This is a genomic window from Streptomyces sp. NPDC058335, from assembly GCF_042723915.1.
Lineage (GTDB): Bacteria > Actinomycetota > Actinomycetes > Streptomycetales > Streptomycetaceae > Streptomyces.
This window is the reverse complement of sequence record NZ_JBHXHX010000003.1, coordinates 83,730-99,418: the sequence shown is the minus strand read 5'-3', so window position 1 is coordinate 99,418 and position 15,689 is coordinate 83,730. Positions and strand designations below refer to the sequence as shown.

The window sequence follows — 15,689 nt, the reverse complement described above, 5'->3', positions numbered from 1 at the left end:
CCGTCGGTGTGATCGCGCGCACGTTGCGTAACCACGTCCGTCGCGCTGCACTGACACCATGCTGACGCGAATCGACCACATCGGGATCGCCTGCCACGACCTCGACGCCACCGTCGAGTTCTACCGGGCCACGTACGGCTTCGAGGTCTTCCACTCCGAGGTCAACGAGGAGCAGGGCGTACGCGAGGCCATGCTCAAGATCAACGATACGTCCGACGGGGGCGCCTCGTACCTCCAGCTCCTGGAACCGACGCGGGAGGACTCCGCCGTCGGGAAGTGGCTGGCGAAGAACGGCGAGGGCGTCCATCACATCGCTTTCGGTACGGCGGATGTCGACGGGGACGCGGCGGACATCCGCGACAAGGGGGTACGCGTGCTGTACGAAGAGCCCCGACGTGGCTCCATGGGGTCACGAATCACCTTCCTTCATCCAAAGGATTGCCACGGAGTACTGACAGAACTGGTCACTTCGGCGCCCGTTGAGTCACCTGAGCACTGACCCTCGTACATATGGGCCGGTAGGGTTGGGGTCGGTCGCCGCTCCAGCCAGGGCGACCGGTGTCCTGCCGTCATGTCGGCAGGACCCGTCCGGGGTCCGGGTTTCGGGGGACGAGCGTCGGGGCAGCAGCCCGTGCTCCGCCGTTGATCTGACACCATTCCCCGGGGGCCCCGTCCGGCGGATGGACGGAGCTCGTACGGAGAAGCTTGCGACCAGGGGACGGATGGGACCGCGCAGTGCGGGGCTACGAGAGCCAGGAGCGGGAGCCGGCGGCTGACGTCGACCACCTCACGCGGTTCGAAGCCGAGATGAAGCGGCTGAAGACCGAGCGGGAAAAGGCGATTCAGCACGCCGAGGACCTCGGCTACCAGGTCGAGGTGCTGCGCGCCAAGTTGCACGAGGCGCGGCGCACCATCATGTCCCGGCCCTCCTTCGACGGCGGGGACCTCGGCTACCAGGCCGAACAGTTGCTGCGCAATGCGCAGATGCAGGCCGACCAGCTGCGCGCCGATGCCGAGCGCGAGCTGAGCCAGGCCCGCTCGCAGACCCAGCGCATCCTCCAGGAGCACGCCGAACAGGCGGCCCGGCTCCAGGCGGAGCTGCACCAGGAGGCGGTCACCCGCCGCCAGCAGCTCGACCAGGAGCTGGCGGAGCGCCGGCAGACCGTCGAGTCGCACGTCAACGAGAACGTGGCGTGGGCCGAGCAGCTGCGCGCCCGCACCGAGGCCCAGGCCCGTCGTCTCCTGGAGGAGTCGCGCGCCGAGGCCGAGCAGGCCCTGGCGGCCGCGCGCGCCGAGGCCGAGCGGGTCACCACGGAGGCCCGGCAGCGCCTCCAGAGCGACGCCGAGTCGGCCCGCGCCGAGGCCGAACAGCTGCTGCGCCGCGCCCGCACGGACGCCGAGCGCCTGCTGAACGCCGCCTCCACCCAGGCCCAGGAGGCCACCGACCACGCCGAGGCGCTGCGCAGCTCCACGGCCACCGAGTCCGACGCGGCCCGCCGCCAGGCCACCGAACTGAGCCGGACGGCCGAGCAGCGCATGGCCGAGGCCGAGGAGGCGCTGCGCAAGGCGCAGTCCGAGGCCGAGAAGGTCGTCGCGGAGGCCAAGGCCGCCGCCGAGAAGGCCCTCGCCGGCGCCGAGTCCGCCAACGAGCAGCGCACGCGTACGGCGAAGGAGCAGGTCGCCCGGCTGGTCAGCGAGGCCACCAAGGAGGCCGAGGCCACCAAGGCGGACGCCGAGCAGCTGGTCGCTGACGCCCGTGCCGAGGCCGAGAAGGTCCTCGCCGAGGCCGCCGAGAAGGCCCGCACGCTCACCGCCGAGGAGAGCGCCACCCAGCTGTCGAAGGCGGCCAAGACCGCCGAGGACGTCCTCAACAAGGCGCAGGAGGACGCGCAGCGCACCACGAAGGCCGCCGCCGAGGAGGCCGAGCGGATCCGCCGGGAGGCGGAGACCGAGGCCGACCGGCTGCGCGCCGAGGCGCACGACATCGCCGAGCAGCTCAAGGGCGCCGCGAAGGACGACACCAAGGAGTACCGGGCCAAGACGGTCGAACTCCAGGAGGAGGCCCGCCGGCTGCGCGGCGAGGCCGAGCAGCTGCGCGCCGACGCGGTCGCCGAGGGCGAGAAGATCCGCGCGGAGGCCCGCAAGGAGGCCGTCCAGCAGATCGAGGAGGCGGCCAAGACCGCCGAGGAACTGCTGGCGAAGGCCCGTCAGGACGCCGACGAGCTGCGCCAGAAGGCCACCGCGGACAGCGAGAAGGTCCGCACGGAGGCCATCGAGCGGGCCACCTCGCTGCGCCGGCAGGCCGAGGAGACGCTGGAGCGCACCCGCAAGGAGGCCGAGCGCCACCGCGCCGAGGCCGTCGAGTCCGCCGAGATCATCACGGCGGACGCCGAGCGGGCCGCCCTCGCCCTGCGCGAGGAGGCCGAGCGCGCCGTCGAGGCCCGGCAGGCGGAGGCCGCCGAGGAGCTGACCCGGCTGCACACCGAGGCGGAGACCCGGCTCGCCGCCGCCGAGGAGGCGCTCACCGACGCCCGCGAGGAGGCCGCGCGGATCCGCCGCGAGGCCGCCGAGGAGACCGAGCGGCTGCGCGCCGAGGCCGCCGAGCGGATCCGTACGCTCCAGCAGCAGGCCGAGACCGAGGCCGAGCGGCTGCGCGACGAGGCCGCCGCCGACGCGTCCGCCTCCCGGGCCGAGGGCGAGTCCGTCGCCGTACGGCTGCGGTCGGAGGCCGCCGCCGAGGCGGAGCGGCTGCGGACCGAGGCGCAGGACACCGCGGACCGGGTGCGCGCGGAGGCGCAGGCCGCCGCCGAGCGGCTGTCCGCCGAGGCGTCCGAGACGCTGGCCGCCGCCCAGGAGGAGGCCACCCGGCGCCGCCACGAGGCCGAGGACTACCTCGGCGCGGCCCGCCAGGAGGCCGACCAGGAGCGTGAGCGGGCCCGCGAGCAGAGCGAGGAGCTGCTGGCGTCGGCGCGCAAGCGCGTGGAGGACGCCCAGGCCGAGGCCGTACGGCTGGTGGAGGAGGCCGACCGGCGGGCCACCGAGATGGTGTCGGCGGCCGAGCAGCACGCGCAGCAGGTGCGGGACTCCGTGGCCGGGCTGCACGAGCAGGCGCAGGAGGAGATCGCCGGGCTGCGTTCCGCCGCCGAGCACGTGGCGGACCGTACCCGCCGGGAGGCCGAGGAGGAGGCGGACCGGGTCCGCGCCGACGCCTACTCCGAGCGGGAGCGGGCCTCGGAGGACGCGAGCCGGCTGCGACGCGAGGCGAGCGTGGAGACGGAGGCCGCCCGCGCGCTGGCCGAGCGGACCGTCGGCGACGCGATCGCCGAGGCGGAGCGGCTGCGTTCGGAGGCGTCCGCGCACGCCCAGCGGGTGCGCACGGAGGCCTCGGACACCATCGCACAGGCCGAGCAGGACGCGTCGCGCACCCGGGCGGACGCCCGGGACGACGCCAACCGCATCCGGTCGGACGCGGCGACCCAGGCGGACACCCTCATCACGGAGGCGCGTTCGGAGGCGGAGCGGCTCCAGACGGAGACCATCGCCGAGGCCGAGCGGCTCCAGGCGGAGACGATCGCGGAGGCCGAGCGGCTGCGCGCCGAGTCGGTGGCGAAGGCCGAGAAGCTCATCGGGGACGCCTCCGGCGACGCGGAGCGGCTGCGCGCCGAGGCCGCCGAGACGGTGGGTTCCGCGCGGCAGCACGCCGAGCGGGTGCGGGCCGAGGCCGAGCGGGTCAAGAGGGAGGCGGCGGCGGACGCCGACCGCATGCTGAGCGTGGCCCGCGACGAGGCCGACTCGACGCTGGACGAGGCCCGCAAGGAGGCCAACAAGCGGCGTTCCGAGGCCGCCGAGCAGGTCGACACGCTCATCACGGAGACCGCCGCCGAGGCGGACAAGCTGCTCACCGAGGCGCAGCAGCAGGCGCTGAAGACCACCGCGGAGGCGGAGGCGCAGGCCGACACGATGGTCGGCGCGGCCCGTTCCGAGGCGGACCGGCTCGTCTCCGAGGCGACGGTCGAGGGCAACTCGCGGGTGGAGAAGGCCCGTGCGGACGCGGACGAGCTGCTCGTCGGTGCCCGTCGGGACGCGACCGCCATAAGGGAGCGGGCGGAGGAGCTGCGCGACCGCATCACCTCCGAGATCGAGGAGCTGCACGACCGGGCCCGCCGCGAGGCCGCCGAGACGATGAGGTCGACCGGCGACCGCTGCGACGCGCTCATCAAGGCGGCCGAGGAGCAGTTGGGCAAGGCTCAGGCGAAGGCCAAGGAGTTGGTGTCGGAGGCCAACTCGGAGGCCGGCAAGGTCCGGATCGCCGCTGTGAAGAAGGCCGAGGGTCTCCTCAAGGAGGCCGAGCAGAAGAAGGCCACGCTGATTCGCGAGGCCGAGGAGCTCAAGGCCGAGGCGATCCGCGAGGCCCGGCGCACGGTCGAGGAGGGCAAGCGCGAGCTGGAGGTCCTGGTGCGGCGCCGCGAGGACATCAACGCCGAGATCTCGCGCGTCCAGGACGTGCTGGAGGCACTGGAGTCCTTCGAGGCCCCGCCGGGCAACAAGGACGGCGGAGTGAAGGCGGGTGCGACGGTGGGCGCTCCACGATCGGGTGGCAAGTCCTCGGACCACTAGCGCGACGGGGGCGTTCCGTTGAAGTCTGGGGCCTTTGCCCAAGTCTTTGGCAAGCCATCTGACGCTTAGCCACCCAAAAGGGGTCTCATTCTCCGTATCAAACGCGCATCCGCTCGATGACACACCGCTTCGGCCCCTAGGATTCCCCCTATCACCTCACCGGTCTCATTCGACAGGAACCCCATGAGCGACACTTCCCCCTACGGCTTCGAGCTTGTGCGGCGTGGGTACGACCGCGCTCAGGTGGACGAACGCATCTCGAAGCTCGTCTCCGACCGTGACAGCGCTCTGGCCCGTATCACTGCTCTGGAAAAGCGCATCGAGGAGCTTCACCTCGAGACACAGAACGCCCAGGCCCAGGTAAGCGACGCCGAGCCGTCGTACGCCGGTCTCGGCGCGCGTGTCGAGAAGATCCTCCGCCTCGCCGAGGAGGAGGCCAAGGACCTGCGCGAGGAGGCCCGTCGCGCGGCCGAGCAGCACCGCGAGCTGGCCGAGTCGGCGGCCCAGCAGGTCCGCAACGACGCGGAGTCGTTCGCCGCGGAGCGCAAGGCCAAGGCCGAGGACGAGGGCGTCCGGGTCATCGAGAAGGCCAAGAGCGACGCCTCTCAGCTGCGTTCCGAGGCCCAGAAGGACGCGCAGCAGAAGCGCGAGGAGGCCGACGCCCTCTTCGAGGAGACCCGCGCCAAGGCCGCGCAGGCGGCCGCCGACTTCGAGACGAACCTCGCCAAGCGCCGCGAGCAGTCCGAGCGCGACCTGGCGTCCCGTCAGCAGAAGGCGGAGAAGCGCCTCGCGGAGATCGAGCACCGCGCGGAGCAGCTGCGTCTGGAGGCGGAGAAGCTGCGCACGGACGCCGAGCGCCGGGCCCGTCAGACCGTCGAGACGGCGCAGCGCCAGGCCGAGGACATCGTGGCCGACGCCAACGCCAAGGCGGACCGCATCCGTTCGGAATCGGAGCGCGAGCTGGCGGCTCTCACCAACCGCCGCGACTCGATCAACGCCCAGCTGACGAACGTGCGCGAGATGCTCGCCACCCTCACGGGCGCCGCGGTCGCAGCGGCGGGCTCCCCGACCGAGGACGAGCCGATCTCCCGCGGTGTGCCGGCGCAGCAGACCCGGTAGTCACCCGAGCGAGGTGAGGGGCGGTGGGACTTCGGTCCCGCCGCCCCTTTCGGTCGGGCGCTCCTGGCACGTGGGCTTCGGCCGCCGTTCGCCCGCCGGGGTTGGCACCGGCCGCTCACCGGCCCTAGCGTGGCCGCATGATCGAGCTCGAAGGCCTGACCAAGCGGTACGGCGAGAAAGTGGCGGTCAACAATCTGACCTTCACGGTCAGACCCGGCATCGTCACGGGCTTTCTCGGTCCGAACGGCGCCGGGAAGTCCACCACCATGCGGATGATGCTGGGCCTGGACCGGCCGACCGCCGGGGACGTCCGGATCGACGGACAGCACTACGACCGGCTCAAGGACCCGCTGAAGTACATCGGCGCCCTGCTGGACGCCAAGGCCATGCACGGCGGGCGCAGCGCCTTCAACCACCTGCTGTGCCTGGCGCAGAGCAACGGCATCCCCACGAGCCGGGTGCGCGAGGTGCTGGAGACCGTCGGCCTGACATCGGTGGCGAGGAAGAAGGCCAAGGGCTTCTCGCTGGGCATGGGGCAGCGGCTGGGCATCGCGGGCGCCCTTCTGGGTGATCCGCGGATCCTGATGTTCGACGAGCCGGTCAACGGCCTCGACCCCGAGGGCATCCACTGGATCCGCAACCTGATGAAGTCGCTGGCCGCGCAGGGCCGGACGGTGTTCGTGTCGTCGCACCTCATGAGCGAGATGGCGCTGACCGCCGACCACCTCGTCGTCATCGGCCAGGGCCGGCTGCTCGCCGACACCTCGATGGCCGATTTCATCGCCCAGAACTCACGGGCGTACGTCCGCATCCGCACTCCGCAGCGGGAGCGGCTGCTCGATGTGCTGCACGACGCCGGGATCACCGTCGTGGAGGCCGGCGGCGAGGTGCTGGAGGTGGACGGGAGCAAGTCGGAGCGGATCGGTGAGCTGGCCGCGCAGCACCAGATCGTGCTGCACGAGCTGAGCCCCCAGCGGGCCTCCCTGGAGGAGGCGTTCATGCAGCTGACCGCGGAGTCGGTGGAGTACCACGCGCACAGCGACGCCCCCCTGGAGCAGCAGCCGTGGGGCGACGGATGGAGGAAGGACTGAGATGGCGGCGACCCAGGTCATCCGTTCGGAGTGGACGAAGATCCGTTCCGTGGCGTCCACCGTCTGGACGCTGTCCCTCGCCGTGGTGGTCACCATCGCCCTCGGCATGCTGATCTCGGCGCTGTCGAAGAGCGAGTTCGACGACATGAGCCGGGGCGACCAGCTCTCCTTCGACCCGACGTTCATCAGCTTCGCCGGGATGAGTCTGGGCCAGCTCGCGATGATCGTGTTCGGGGTGCTCGTGGTGGCCAACGAGTACAGCACCGGCATGATCCGCACCTCGCTGGCGGCGGTTCCGCAGCGCGGCACCTTCCTGTTCAGCAAGATCGCGGTGGCGGCCGGGCTCGCGCTCCTCGTCGGGATGGCGACCAGCTTCGTCGCGTTCTTCCTCGGGCAGGCCATGCTCGGCGAGCACAAGGCGTCGATCGGCGACAGCGGGGTGCTGCGTGCGGTGATCGGCGGCGGTCTCTACATGACGCTGATCGCGGTGTTCTCGATGGGCGTGGCCGTGATGCTGCGCTCACCGATGCTGTCGCTGGGCATCCTGATGCCGTTCTTCTTCCTGATCTCGCAGATCCTGGGCAACGTCGACGCGACGAAGAAGTTCGGCCAGTACCTGCCCGACCAGGCGGGCAGCAGGATCATGCAGGTGGTCACCCCGCTCGACGACGACACCCCGTACGGCCCCTGGGGCGGGCTCGCGATCATGGCGGCCTGGGTGGTGGCGGCGCTCGCGGGCGGATACGTGCTGCTGAAAAAACGCGATGCGTGAAGCTCTGGGTTTTACTTTGATTTGAGCGGAACCGTCAGCGCCTCGATATCCTCCTAAGCCTTACGGGGGCGTGTGCCCTGCTGTCCTGAACCTTTCGATGGGTGCGGAGCATGATCGAGGCAGTCGGCCTGACCAAGCGCTACGGCGACAAGACCGCTGTGTACAACCTTTCCTTCCAGGTGCGGCCCGGTGCCGTCACCGGCTTCCTCGGGCCCAACGGCTCGGGCAAGTCGACGACGATGCGCATGATCCTCGGCCTGGACAACCCGACCGCGGGCTCGGTGACGATCGGCGGCTATCCGTACCGGAAGCTGCCGAACGCCCCCCGCCAGGTCGGCGCCCTGCTGGACGCCAAGGCCGTGCACGGCGGCCGGCACGCCCGCAACCACCTGCTGAGCCTCGCCCAGCTCTCGGGCATCCCGGGCCGCCGGGTGGACGAGGTGCTCGGCGTCGTCGGTCTCCAGGACGTGGCGAAGAAGCGGTCCAAGGGCTTCTCCCTCGGCATGGGCCAGCGGCTCGGCATCGCCGCCGCCCTCCTCGGCGACCCGCAGGTGCTGCTGTTCGACGAGCCGGTCAACGGCCTCGACCCAGAGGGCATCCTGTGGGTGCGCAACCTCATGAAGTCCCTCGCGGCGGAGGGACGGACCGTGTTCGTCTCCTCGCACCTCATGAGCGAGATGGCGGTGACCGCGGACCACCTGATCGTCATCGGGCGCGGACAGCTCCTCGCCGACATGAGCGTGACCGACTTCATCTCGGCGAACTCCGCCGACTTCGCGCGCGTGCGCACCCCGCACACCGAGCCGCAGCTGCGCGAGAAGCTCGCCGGCGCGCTCACCGAGGCGGGCGGCCACGTCCTGCCCGAGCAGGACGGTGCCCTGCGCGTCACCGGCCTGCCGCTCCCCCGCATCAGCGACATCGCCCACGAGGCGGACGTACGGCTGTGGGAGCTGTCGCCGCACCAGGCCTCGCTGGAGGAGGCCTACATGCGGATGACGCAGGGGGCCGTCGACTACCGGTCGACCACCGACCAGAAGGCCGGGCTCCAGCAGCCGCTGCCGCCGGGCGCGCAGCCGCCGATGCCGGTGCCCGGCCAGGGCCAGCCCGGCTGGTACGCCCCGCCGGCCCCGCAGCAGGGCTACGCGCCCCCGCAGCCGGTGCCGGGCGCCACTCCGGGACCCTACGGCGCCGCGCCCAACCCGTACGCCCAGCCGGGCGCACCGGCGGCGCCCGCCGCTCCCGCACAGCCCCCCGCGGCCCCGCCCGCCGCTCCCGCACAGCCCCCCGCGGCCCCGGCCGCCGCTCCGCAGGCGTCGGAGCGGCCCGCCGGCGCGCCGCAGGCATCCGCCCCGACCAAGACCGAGGACGCCCGATGAGCACGCCCCAGACCCCGGCCCCGCAGGCCGCGCCCGCCTGGCAGGCGGCGCCCGGCCCCTCGTACCCCGGCTACACCTCGCCGATCCCCGTCGTGCGGACGCATCTCGGGCATGCCGTCGCCTCGGAGTGGACGAAGATCCGGTCGGTGCGTTCCACGATGTGGACGCTGGGCGTGTTCGTCCTGCTCGTCATCGGCATCGGGCTGCTGACCGCGGCGGTCGTCGCCGCGAACCCGACGGAGGGCGGCCTGGACGGCGAGAACCCGCTGTCGTTCGGCTTCTTCGGGCTGCTCCTGGGCAGCATCTGCATCATCACGCTCGGTGTGATGACGACCGCCTCGGAGTACGGCACCGGCATGATCCGGACCACGATGGTGGCCTGCCCGTCGCGCGGCCGCGTGCTGGGTGCGAAGGCCGTCGTGTTCTTCCTGGTCGCCTTCGTGGTGACGCTGGTGTCGTGCCTCTTCGTCGCGCTGGTGGACGTGGCCCTGCTGACGGAGGCCAGGGACCCCTCCACCGGCGAATGGCTGAAGGGCACCGTCGGCGTGTCCCTCTACATCGCGCTGCTCGGCCTGCTCTCGCTGGCGATGGGCTCGATCATCCGGCACTCGGCGGGCGCCATCACCATCATGATCGGCCTCGTCCTGGCGCCGCTGGTGATCGCGCTGTTCATGTTCTCGTCCTCGCTGGAGGACCTGCGCGAGGCGCTGTTCGAGTACTCGATCCCGAACCAGATGAGCGTCTTCTACTCCACCTCGCTGACGGAGAGCGGCCCGGCCGGCTGGGACCCGCTGTGGATCGCCCTCGGCGTCACGGCCGCGGCCCTCGGCGGCGCCTTCGCCCTGCTGGAGAAGCGGGACGTCTGACCCGCCTAGAACCTCGGCGCGTTACGGGACCGCCGCACCCCCGGGGTGCGGCGGTCCCGTGCGTTCCAGCACGCCTTGTGCCAGTGCCGGCGGTCGTCGACGCCCGAGTGCTCGGGCCAGGCGACGACGTGCGGCATTCCGCCGGGGATCAGCTGGTCGCAACCGGGACAGCGGTACGTCTTCCCCTCGGCGCTCGCCCCCGCCACGTGCCGTACGCTCCAGTCCTCGCCGGCCCAGCTGACGCTGGACTGCCAGCCGCCGTAACGTCTCGCGCGGTCGTCCTCGGCGCTCCGGCCGGACGAGTCGTCACCCTTGGGTCGGTTGCGACGCGGGGACAAGGGACACCTCACGGGCTATACAGGGTGCAGGGTTGCCGACCAGCCTACGCGGAGCCGACGGGGGTACCCGTGGCGGACCGATGCCCGTAAGCGCGCCTCACGGACGGCCCATTCTCCAGACAATCCGCAAATCTCCCCGACGAGCCGTGACCTCGGCACGTGTCGGGCGGTTATGCCGGGTGGGGGAGCTCCGTGTCGGAGCCAAGGAAGCAGGAAAGTCCCATGCGTGTTGGAAGTTTCGTGTTGGCGGCCCAGTTCCCGGGGCAGGGCCAGGGAGAGGCGCTGCACCGCGCCGTCCGCTCCGCGGAGGTCGCCGAGGAGTCGGGGCTGGACTCGGTCTGGCTGGCCGAGCACCACTTCGTGCCGTACGGCACCTGCCCGTCCGCGGTCACCCTGGCAGCCCTGCTGCTGGGCCGCACCCGGCGCATCCGGGTGGGTACGGCGGTGAGCGTGCTGCCCACCGTGCACCCCGTCGCCCTCGGCGAGCAGGCCGCGCTGCTGCATCTGACGAGCGGCGGCCGCTTCTCGCTCGGCGTGGGGCGCGGCGGCCCCTGGGTCGACCTGGAGGTGTTCGGCTCGGGTGTGGAGGCGTACGAGTCGGGGTTCCCGGAATCACTCGATCTGCTGGTGCGCTGGCTGCGCGAACCGTCCGTGGGGGCGGACGGCGAGCGTTTCCGCTTCCGCGAGGTTCCCGTCGTACCGCGGCCCGCGGAGGCCCTGACGGACACGGCGGGCCCGGAGGTGGTCGTCGCGTGCACGTCCCCGTCGAGTGTGCGGCTGGCCGCAGAGCGGGGCCTGCCGATGCTGCTCGGCATGCACATCGGGGACGAGGAGAAGGCCGAGATGGTCGCCCGGTGGCGGCAGCAGGCGCGCGCGGCCGGGCGGTCTCCGGAGGAGATCCGGGGCGCCGGCCATGTCTCGGCGGGCGTCTGCCAGATCGCGGACCGCCGCACCGACGCCGTGGAGACGCTGGTGAAGGCGATGCCCGGCTGGCTGAAGCAGGGCCTCGACGCCCATGTGACGGTGGACGGCCGGGCCCGCGGCATGCGGGACCCGGTGGCGTACACCGAACTCCTCTGCGGGCTGCACCCGGTGGGCAACCCGCGGTTGTGCGCCGACCGCCTCGCGGCGACCAGCGAGCGGACCGGCATCTCGCGCTTCGCCCTGCTCGTCGAGGGCTCCGGCGACCTGGCGGCCACGGAGGAGAACGTGCGGCGGCTGGGCTCGGAGGTCCTCCCCCACCTCCGGTGAGCGGCCCCACCGCCGAGAAGCCTGCCGCTCCCGCACTGACCGCACTTCCCACGTCAGGAGCGGCAAGCGAGAGCCTCAGCAGTCCCGGAACTCCGGGGACTGGTTGAGCACCTGGCTGCGGACCGACGTGAAGCGGGACAGCGACTCGTCGACCGATGTGTCCAACGGGAACACCGCCACCCGGTGGCAGTTCTGGAAGGCCAGCCGTACACCGAAGTGCCGCTGGAGGGCGCCGCGTATCGCGTCACTCGCCAGTGCTCGCAGCAATTGCCCGCGGGCCTGCTCGTCCGGCGGGGGCGTCTGGTTGTCGGCGAACTTGCCGCCGTCCACCTTCAGCTGGGCCACCAGGGAACTGATCATCTCCCATGCGTAGGGCAGGGAGGTCCGGACGCAGTCGACGAATTCTGCTTCGTCGACCTCGCCTCGCTCGGCCTGTTCGAGTAGGGCCGGTGAGACGTCGAGCGACATGGGTACTCCTCTCGCACCCCCGAGGCGCAGGGGTTGCCGGACAGGGCTGGGGAGTTCGCCGTGCACAGACCCCGAGCACGCTGAGTACACGCACCGCGACCTCCCGTTCTCTACGGTAGGCAACGGACCGTGACGGCACCAGGAGAATGGGCACATAGGGAGCGACGGTGGGGCACAGTATCGGCCACTTTCGAACGCGTGTTTTCCAGGTGAAATGGTGCGGCTTCCGGGGCCACCGTGAACGGTGGTGAGGGGAGACAGGTGGGCGAATCGCGTGGTGCCCGAGGCGTCGAGTAGCGTTGCCGACCATGCGTCTCGTCATCGCCCGGTGCTCCGTGGACTACGCGGGCCGGCTCACCGCCCACCTCCCCTCCGCCCCCCGTCTGATCCTGGTGAAGGCGGACGGCAGCGTCTCGATCCACGCGGACGACCGGGCCTACAAGCCCCTCAACTGGATGTCGCCGCCCTGCACGCTGAAGGAGGGCACGGACGCCGAGGAAGGCGTCTGGACCGTCGTCAACAAAGCGGGCGAGAAGCTGATCATCACGATGGAGGAGATCCTCCACGACTCCTCGCACGAACTCGGCGTCGACCCCGGTCTGATCAAGGACGGCGTGGAAGCACACCTCCAGGAACTCCTCGCCGACCGCATCGAGATCCTCGGCGACGGCTACACGCTGATCCGCCGCGAGTACATGACGGCCATCGGACCGGTCGACATCCTCTGCCGCGACGCCGAGGGCCAGACCGTCGCGGTCGAGATCAAGCGGCGCGGCGAGATCGACGGTGTCGAGCAACTCACGCGCTACCTGGAGCTGTTGAACCGCGATCCCCATCTGGCGCCGGTGCGGGGTGTCTTCGCCGCCCAGGAGATCAAGCCGCAGGCCCGCGTCCTGGCCACCGACCGCGGCATCGGCTGCCAGGTCCTCGACTACAACGCCATGCGCGGCATCGAGGACGACAAGCTGCGGCTGTTCTGAGGCGGGGGTACGACGACGGGGCGGGTCCTTTGCGGGACCCGCCCCTTCGGGTTGTCGTGGGGTCAGATGAGCGGGTCCGAGTCCGAGTATCCGGAACCGCTCGGGGAGGCCGAGCCCGCGGGAGTGGAGGAGATCGAGTTGCTCGCCGAGCTGGAGGTGCTCCCGCTCGGGGGGTCGGTCGGTTCCGAGGTGCTCTCGCTCGCGGACGGTGAGGCTGTCTCGCTCGGCGACTCGGAGGTCGTCTCGGACGGCGTCGTGGACGGTCGGGGGCTCTGACTGGCGGACGGGGACCTGGTCGGCGAGGGAGACGTGCCGCCGCTTCCCGTCCCGTGCGAACTGCTCGTGTCCGGCGACGGCTCCGCCGTCCCGGTCGGCGTGGGATCGTCCGACGTCCCCATCGTCCCGTCCGGCCCCGGATCCGTGGGTCTGGTGGTGGCGTCCCCCGTCTTCCCTGCGTCGGTGTCGCCGCCGGGGGTCTCGCCGCCGAGGCCGTCGTCGCCGACGCCCGTGTCGGCGGTGGGGTTGACTCCCACGGTGTCGGAGGGGGCGTTCGGGTCGGCGCCGGAGGTGGCGCCGAGGGTCACGACGGTGCCGAGGACGGCGACGAGCAGGGCGCCCGCGCCGGCCGCGACGAGGTTGCGCTTGGCCAGGCCGCGCAGGCCGCCCCGGCCGCGGTGGGCCGGGGGCGTGGCGGCGGGCCGGCCGGTGACGAGGGTGGGGCCGGTGGGCGGCGCCGACGGGAGCGCCGCGGTGATGCCGCGGGGCGTGGACGCCGGTTCCGCGTGGCGGGTGTCGGGCGCCTCCTCGGCGGCCGTCGCCGCGAAGGCCAGACCGGGTACGTCGCCCGAGCGGTCGGCGACCAGGGCGAGGGCACGCCGGCCGGCCGTGGTGCCCCGCTTGTCGGCGAGGGAGCCGCGCAGGCCGATGGAGGCCTCCAGCTCGGAGCGGGCCCGGTCGAGCTGTCCGGTACAGAGGGCGAGGACGCCCAGTTCGTGGTGGAAGTAGGCCCGGTCGGCGGACTCCCCGGCGAGGCGGGCCGCCTCGGCACCCTCGTGCAGGGCCTGTTCCCAGGCGCTCCAGTGGAGTCCGGCGGCGAAGGCGGGCGCCGCGGTGCGGGCCAGCTCGACCGAGGTGGCCTGCTCGCCCTCGGCGGGCCGCTCGGTCTCCGGGACGGTCACGGCGAGGGCGGCGAGCACGGCGTCGGCCTCCGCGCACACCCGCGCGGGGGTGACGGAGGGGTGTCCGGCCCACCAGGCGTAGTGCCGGGCGGCCGTAAGGGCGCGGGTGGCGGCGTCGTCGGCGTATCCGGCGGCCTCCAGCTGGGCCTGGACGCCGGCGGCGAGGCGGTAGCGGCCGCCGACCGGGGAGACGAGCCCGCAGGCGGCCAGTTCACCGAGGGCGGCGTCGGCGTGGGTGTCGCCGACCAGGGCGGGCAGATGGGCCTGGTGCGGGACCTCGCCGTCGAGGGCGACGGCGAAGCGCAGGGCGGCACGGGCGGAGGCGCTGAGGCGGGCGGCGAGCAGCGGGGCGGGCGCGGCGGCCTCGCCCAGGGACGGCAGGGGTATCTCCTCGGCCTCTCCGGCAGGGGGGCCGGCGGGGGTGGGCGCGGTGAACGGCCGGGCGTCCTCGAAGACGCCGAACTCGTCGACGGCCGCGGTCTCGGCGCGCAGGTGGTCGCGCTGCCGCAGCAGGGCGCCGGCCTGGACGAACCGCAGCGGCAGGCCCTCGGACTCGAACCACAGGTCGCCTGCCCAGTTGGCCTCCTCCTCGGTGAGGACGCGGCCGACGGCCCGTTCGATCACCTCGACGCCGCCAGCGCGGTCGAGGCCGCTCAGGGCGACCTCCGCGACGGCCGACTCGGCGGTGGGCGCCGGGACGTCGGGGGTCGCGCCGAGCAGGAAGGCGCACTCGGGGGTGGCGTCCAGCAGCCGGTCGAGGTCGGCGCCGCCGAACTCCAGGTCGTCGACCACGACGACCGCGCCGACCTCGCGGACGAGGGCGAGCAGTTCCTCGTCGTCGGGGCGGTGCAGCGGGGCGTCGTAGACGATGTGGAAGAGGTCGTGGAGGAGGTCGGCGGCGGTACGGCGGTGACCGGTGAGGCGGATCACGCCGTCGGGCGCGAGGTCCTCGCAGTCCTCGGCGACGAGGTCGAGCAGGCTGGTGCGGCCGGAACCGGCGGGCCCTGTGAGGCGGACGGAACGGCCGCGGGCGAGCAGCCGGACGAGGTGCTCGCGCTCCTCCTGACGGCCGAGGAGGGGATGCTCCGGCTGGGCGGGTCCGGCCGGAGCGGGAGGCTGGGCCGCGTGGTCGGCCTCGGCGCGGTCCTCGGGGGTGCGCTTGGCGGGGTGTCCGGGCCGCTCGGTGGGCGGGGAGAGTTCGATCTCGCTGCCGTCGACCGGGTTGACGGTGAGGAGATGCTCGCCGGCGACGACTCGCACAGTGCGGGCGAGGGCCGGCGTGTGCTGTCCGAAGTCGGGCGTGAGGGGGTCCCTGGAGGGACGCGGGCGCGGCGCGTGGCCGTCGGCCTCGCGGCCGTACTCCTCGGGTTCCCGGTGCGTCGGGTCCATAGGTCAAGCCCCCAAGAGCGTGGTGTGGAGACAGCCCCTCCCGGCCTCGCTGCACACTTTGCTGTCGCTTCTGGTCCGGTGCCCGCTCGAGGGCTGCGGGCGCGGGCAGACGAACCGTAAACCTTCGCACAGTATCTACGACAGCCCGGGGTGCCGCGCCGTCCGAGACGTCACGGTCCGGTGAGGATTGCGCGCGTCGCGGATGCGAGGTTTGCGCACCTCGCACCTCTGTGGCGGACGTGAC

12 protein-coding genes are annotated in these 15,689 nt (G+C 72.4%); 9 read left to right on the top strand and 3 right to left on the bottom strand.

The annotated features are described in order from the left end of the window. Window positions 1-58: 58 nt before the first annotated feature. The 7 genes from mce (at window position 59) to ACFWJX_RS06260 (ending at window position 9,841) form a co-directional block, all read left to right on the top strand. Entirely contained in the window at window positions 59-499 is a 441-nt protein-coding gene (gene mce, locus ACFWJX_RS06290; RefSeq protein WP_073499834.1) for a methylmalonyl-CoA epimerase, read from the top strand. A gap of 236 nt (window positions 500-735) precedes the next feature. Next, on the top strand, window positions 736-4,617 hold the full coding sequence (gene scy, locus ACFWJX_RS06285) for a polarized growth protein Scy (protein WP_383237639.1): 3,882 nt from the start codon (window positions 736-738) through the stop codon (window positions 4,615-4,617). A 183-nt stretch (window positions 4,618-4,800) separates the two neighbouring features. After that, window positions 4,801-5,736 carry a cellulose-binding protein gene (locus tag ACFWJX_RS06280; protein WP_383237637.1) on the top strand — a complete coding sequence of 312 codons (936 nt, stop codon included), beginning with the start codon at window positions 4,801-4,803 and terminating at the stop codon, window positions 5,734-5,736. Window positions 5,737-5,873: 137 nt separating this feature from the next. Next, window positions 5,874-6,827, top strand: a complete 954-nt coding sequence (locus ACFWJX_RS06275) for an ABC transporter ATP-binding protein (protein WP_383237634.1) — start codon at window positions 5,874-5,876, stop codon at window positions 6,825-6,827. Between the two features lies 1 nt (window position 6,828). After that, window positions 6,829-7,599, top strand: a complete 771-nt coding sequence (locus ACFWJX_RS06270; protein ID WP_383237631.1) for an ABC transporter permease — start codon at window positions 6,829-6,831, stop codon at window positions 7,597-7,599. Window positions 7,600-7,709: 110 nt separating this feature from the next. After that, window positions 7,710-8,975: an ATP-binding cassette domain-containing protein gene (locus tag ACFWJX_RS06265; protein ID WP_383237629.1), complete on the top strand. Its 1,266-nt coding sequence runs from the start codon at window positions 7,710-7,712 to the stop codon at window positions 8,973-8,975. Next, window positions 8,972-9,841, top strand: a complete 870-nt coding sequence (locus tag ACFWJX_RS06260) for an ABC transporter permease (RefSeq protein WP_383237627.1) — start codon at window positions 8,972-8,974, stop codon at window positions 9,839-9,841. The genes ACFWJX_RS06265 and ACFWJX_RS06260 overlap by 4 nt, the downstream gene beginning before the upstream one ends. A gap of 5 nt (window positions 9,842-9,846) precedes the next feature. On the opposite strand, the gene ACFWJX_RS06255 is transcribed toward ACFWJX_RS06260, so the two are convergent. Then, a complete protein-coding gene (locus tag ACFWJX_RS06255; protein WP_383237624.1) occupies window positions 9,847-10,179 on the bottom strand; it encodes an ATP/GTP-binding protein in 333 nt (110 codons plus the stop codon). A gap of 222 nt (window positions 10,180-10,401) precedes the next feature. On the opposite strand from ACFWJX_RS06255, the gene ACFWJX_RS06250 reads away from it, so the two are divergent. Further along, the gene (locus tag ACFWJX_RS06250; RefSeq protein ID WP_383237622.1) at window positions 10,402-11,430 is read left to right on the top strand and encodes an LLM class flavin-dependent oxidoreductase; all 1,029 of its coding nucleotides are present in this window, start codon (window positions 10,402-10,404) and stop codon (window positions 11,428-11,430) included. Window positions 11,431-11,505: 75 nt separating this feature from the next. Here ACFWJX_RS06250 and ACFWJX_RS06245 read toward each other — a convergent pair whose 3' ends face one another. Beyond that, window positions 11,506-11,898: an SCO5389 family protein gene (locus tag ACFWJX_RS06245; protein ID WP_086773029.1), complete on the bottom strand. Its 393-nt coding sequence runs from the start codon at window positions 11,896-11,898 to the stop codon at window positions 11,506-11,508. Window positions 11,899-12,206: 308 nt separating this feature from the next. Here ACFWJX_RS06245 and nucS point away from each other — a divergent pair, with 308 nt between their 5' ends. Further along, the gene (gene nucS / locus ACFWJX_RS06240) at window positions 12,207-12,878 is read left to right on the top strand and encodes an endonuclease NucS (protein ID WP_383237619.1); all 672 of its coding nucleotides are present in this window, start codon (window positions 12,207-12,209) and stop codon (window positions 12,876-12,878) included. 62 nt (window positions 12,879-12,940) lie between these two features. Here the strand turns inward: nucS and ACFWJX_RS06235 are convergent, their stop codons facing one another. Further along, window positions 12,941-15,445 (bottom strand): ATP-binding protein, encoded by a 2,505-nt coding sequence (locus ACFWJX_RS06235; RefSeq protein ID WP_383237616.1) that lies wholly within the window; start codon window positions 15,443-15,445, stop codon window positions 12,941-12,943. Window positions 15,446-15,689 lie beyond the last annotated feature (244 nt).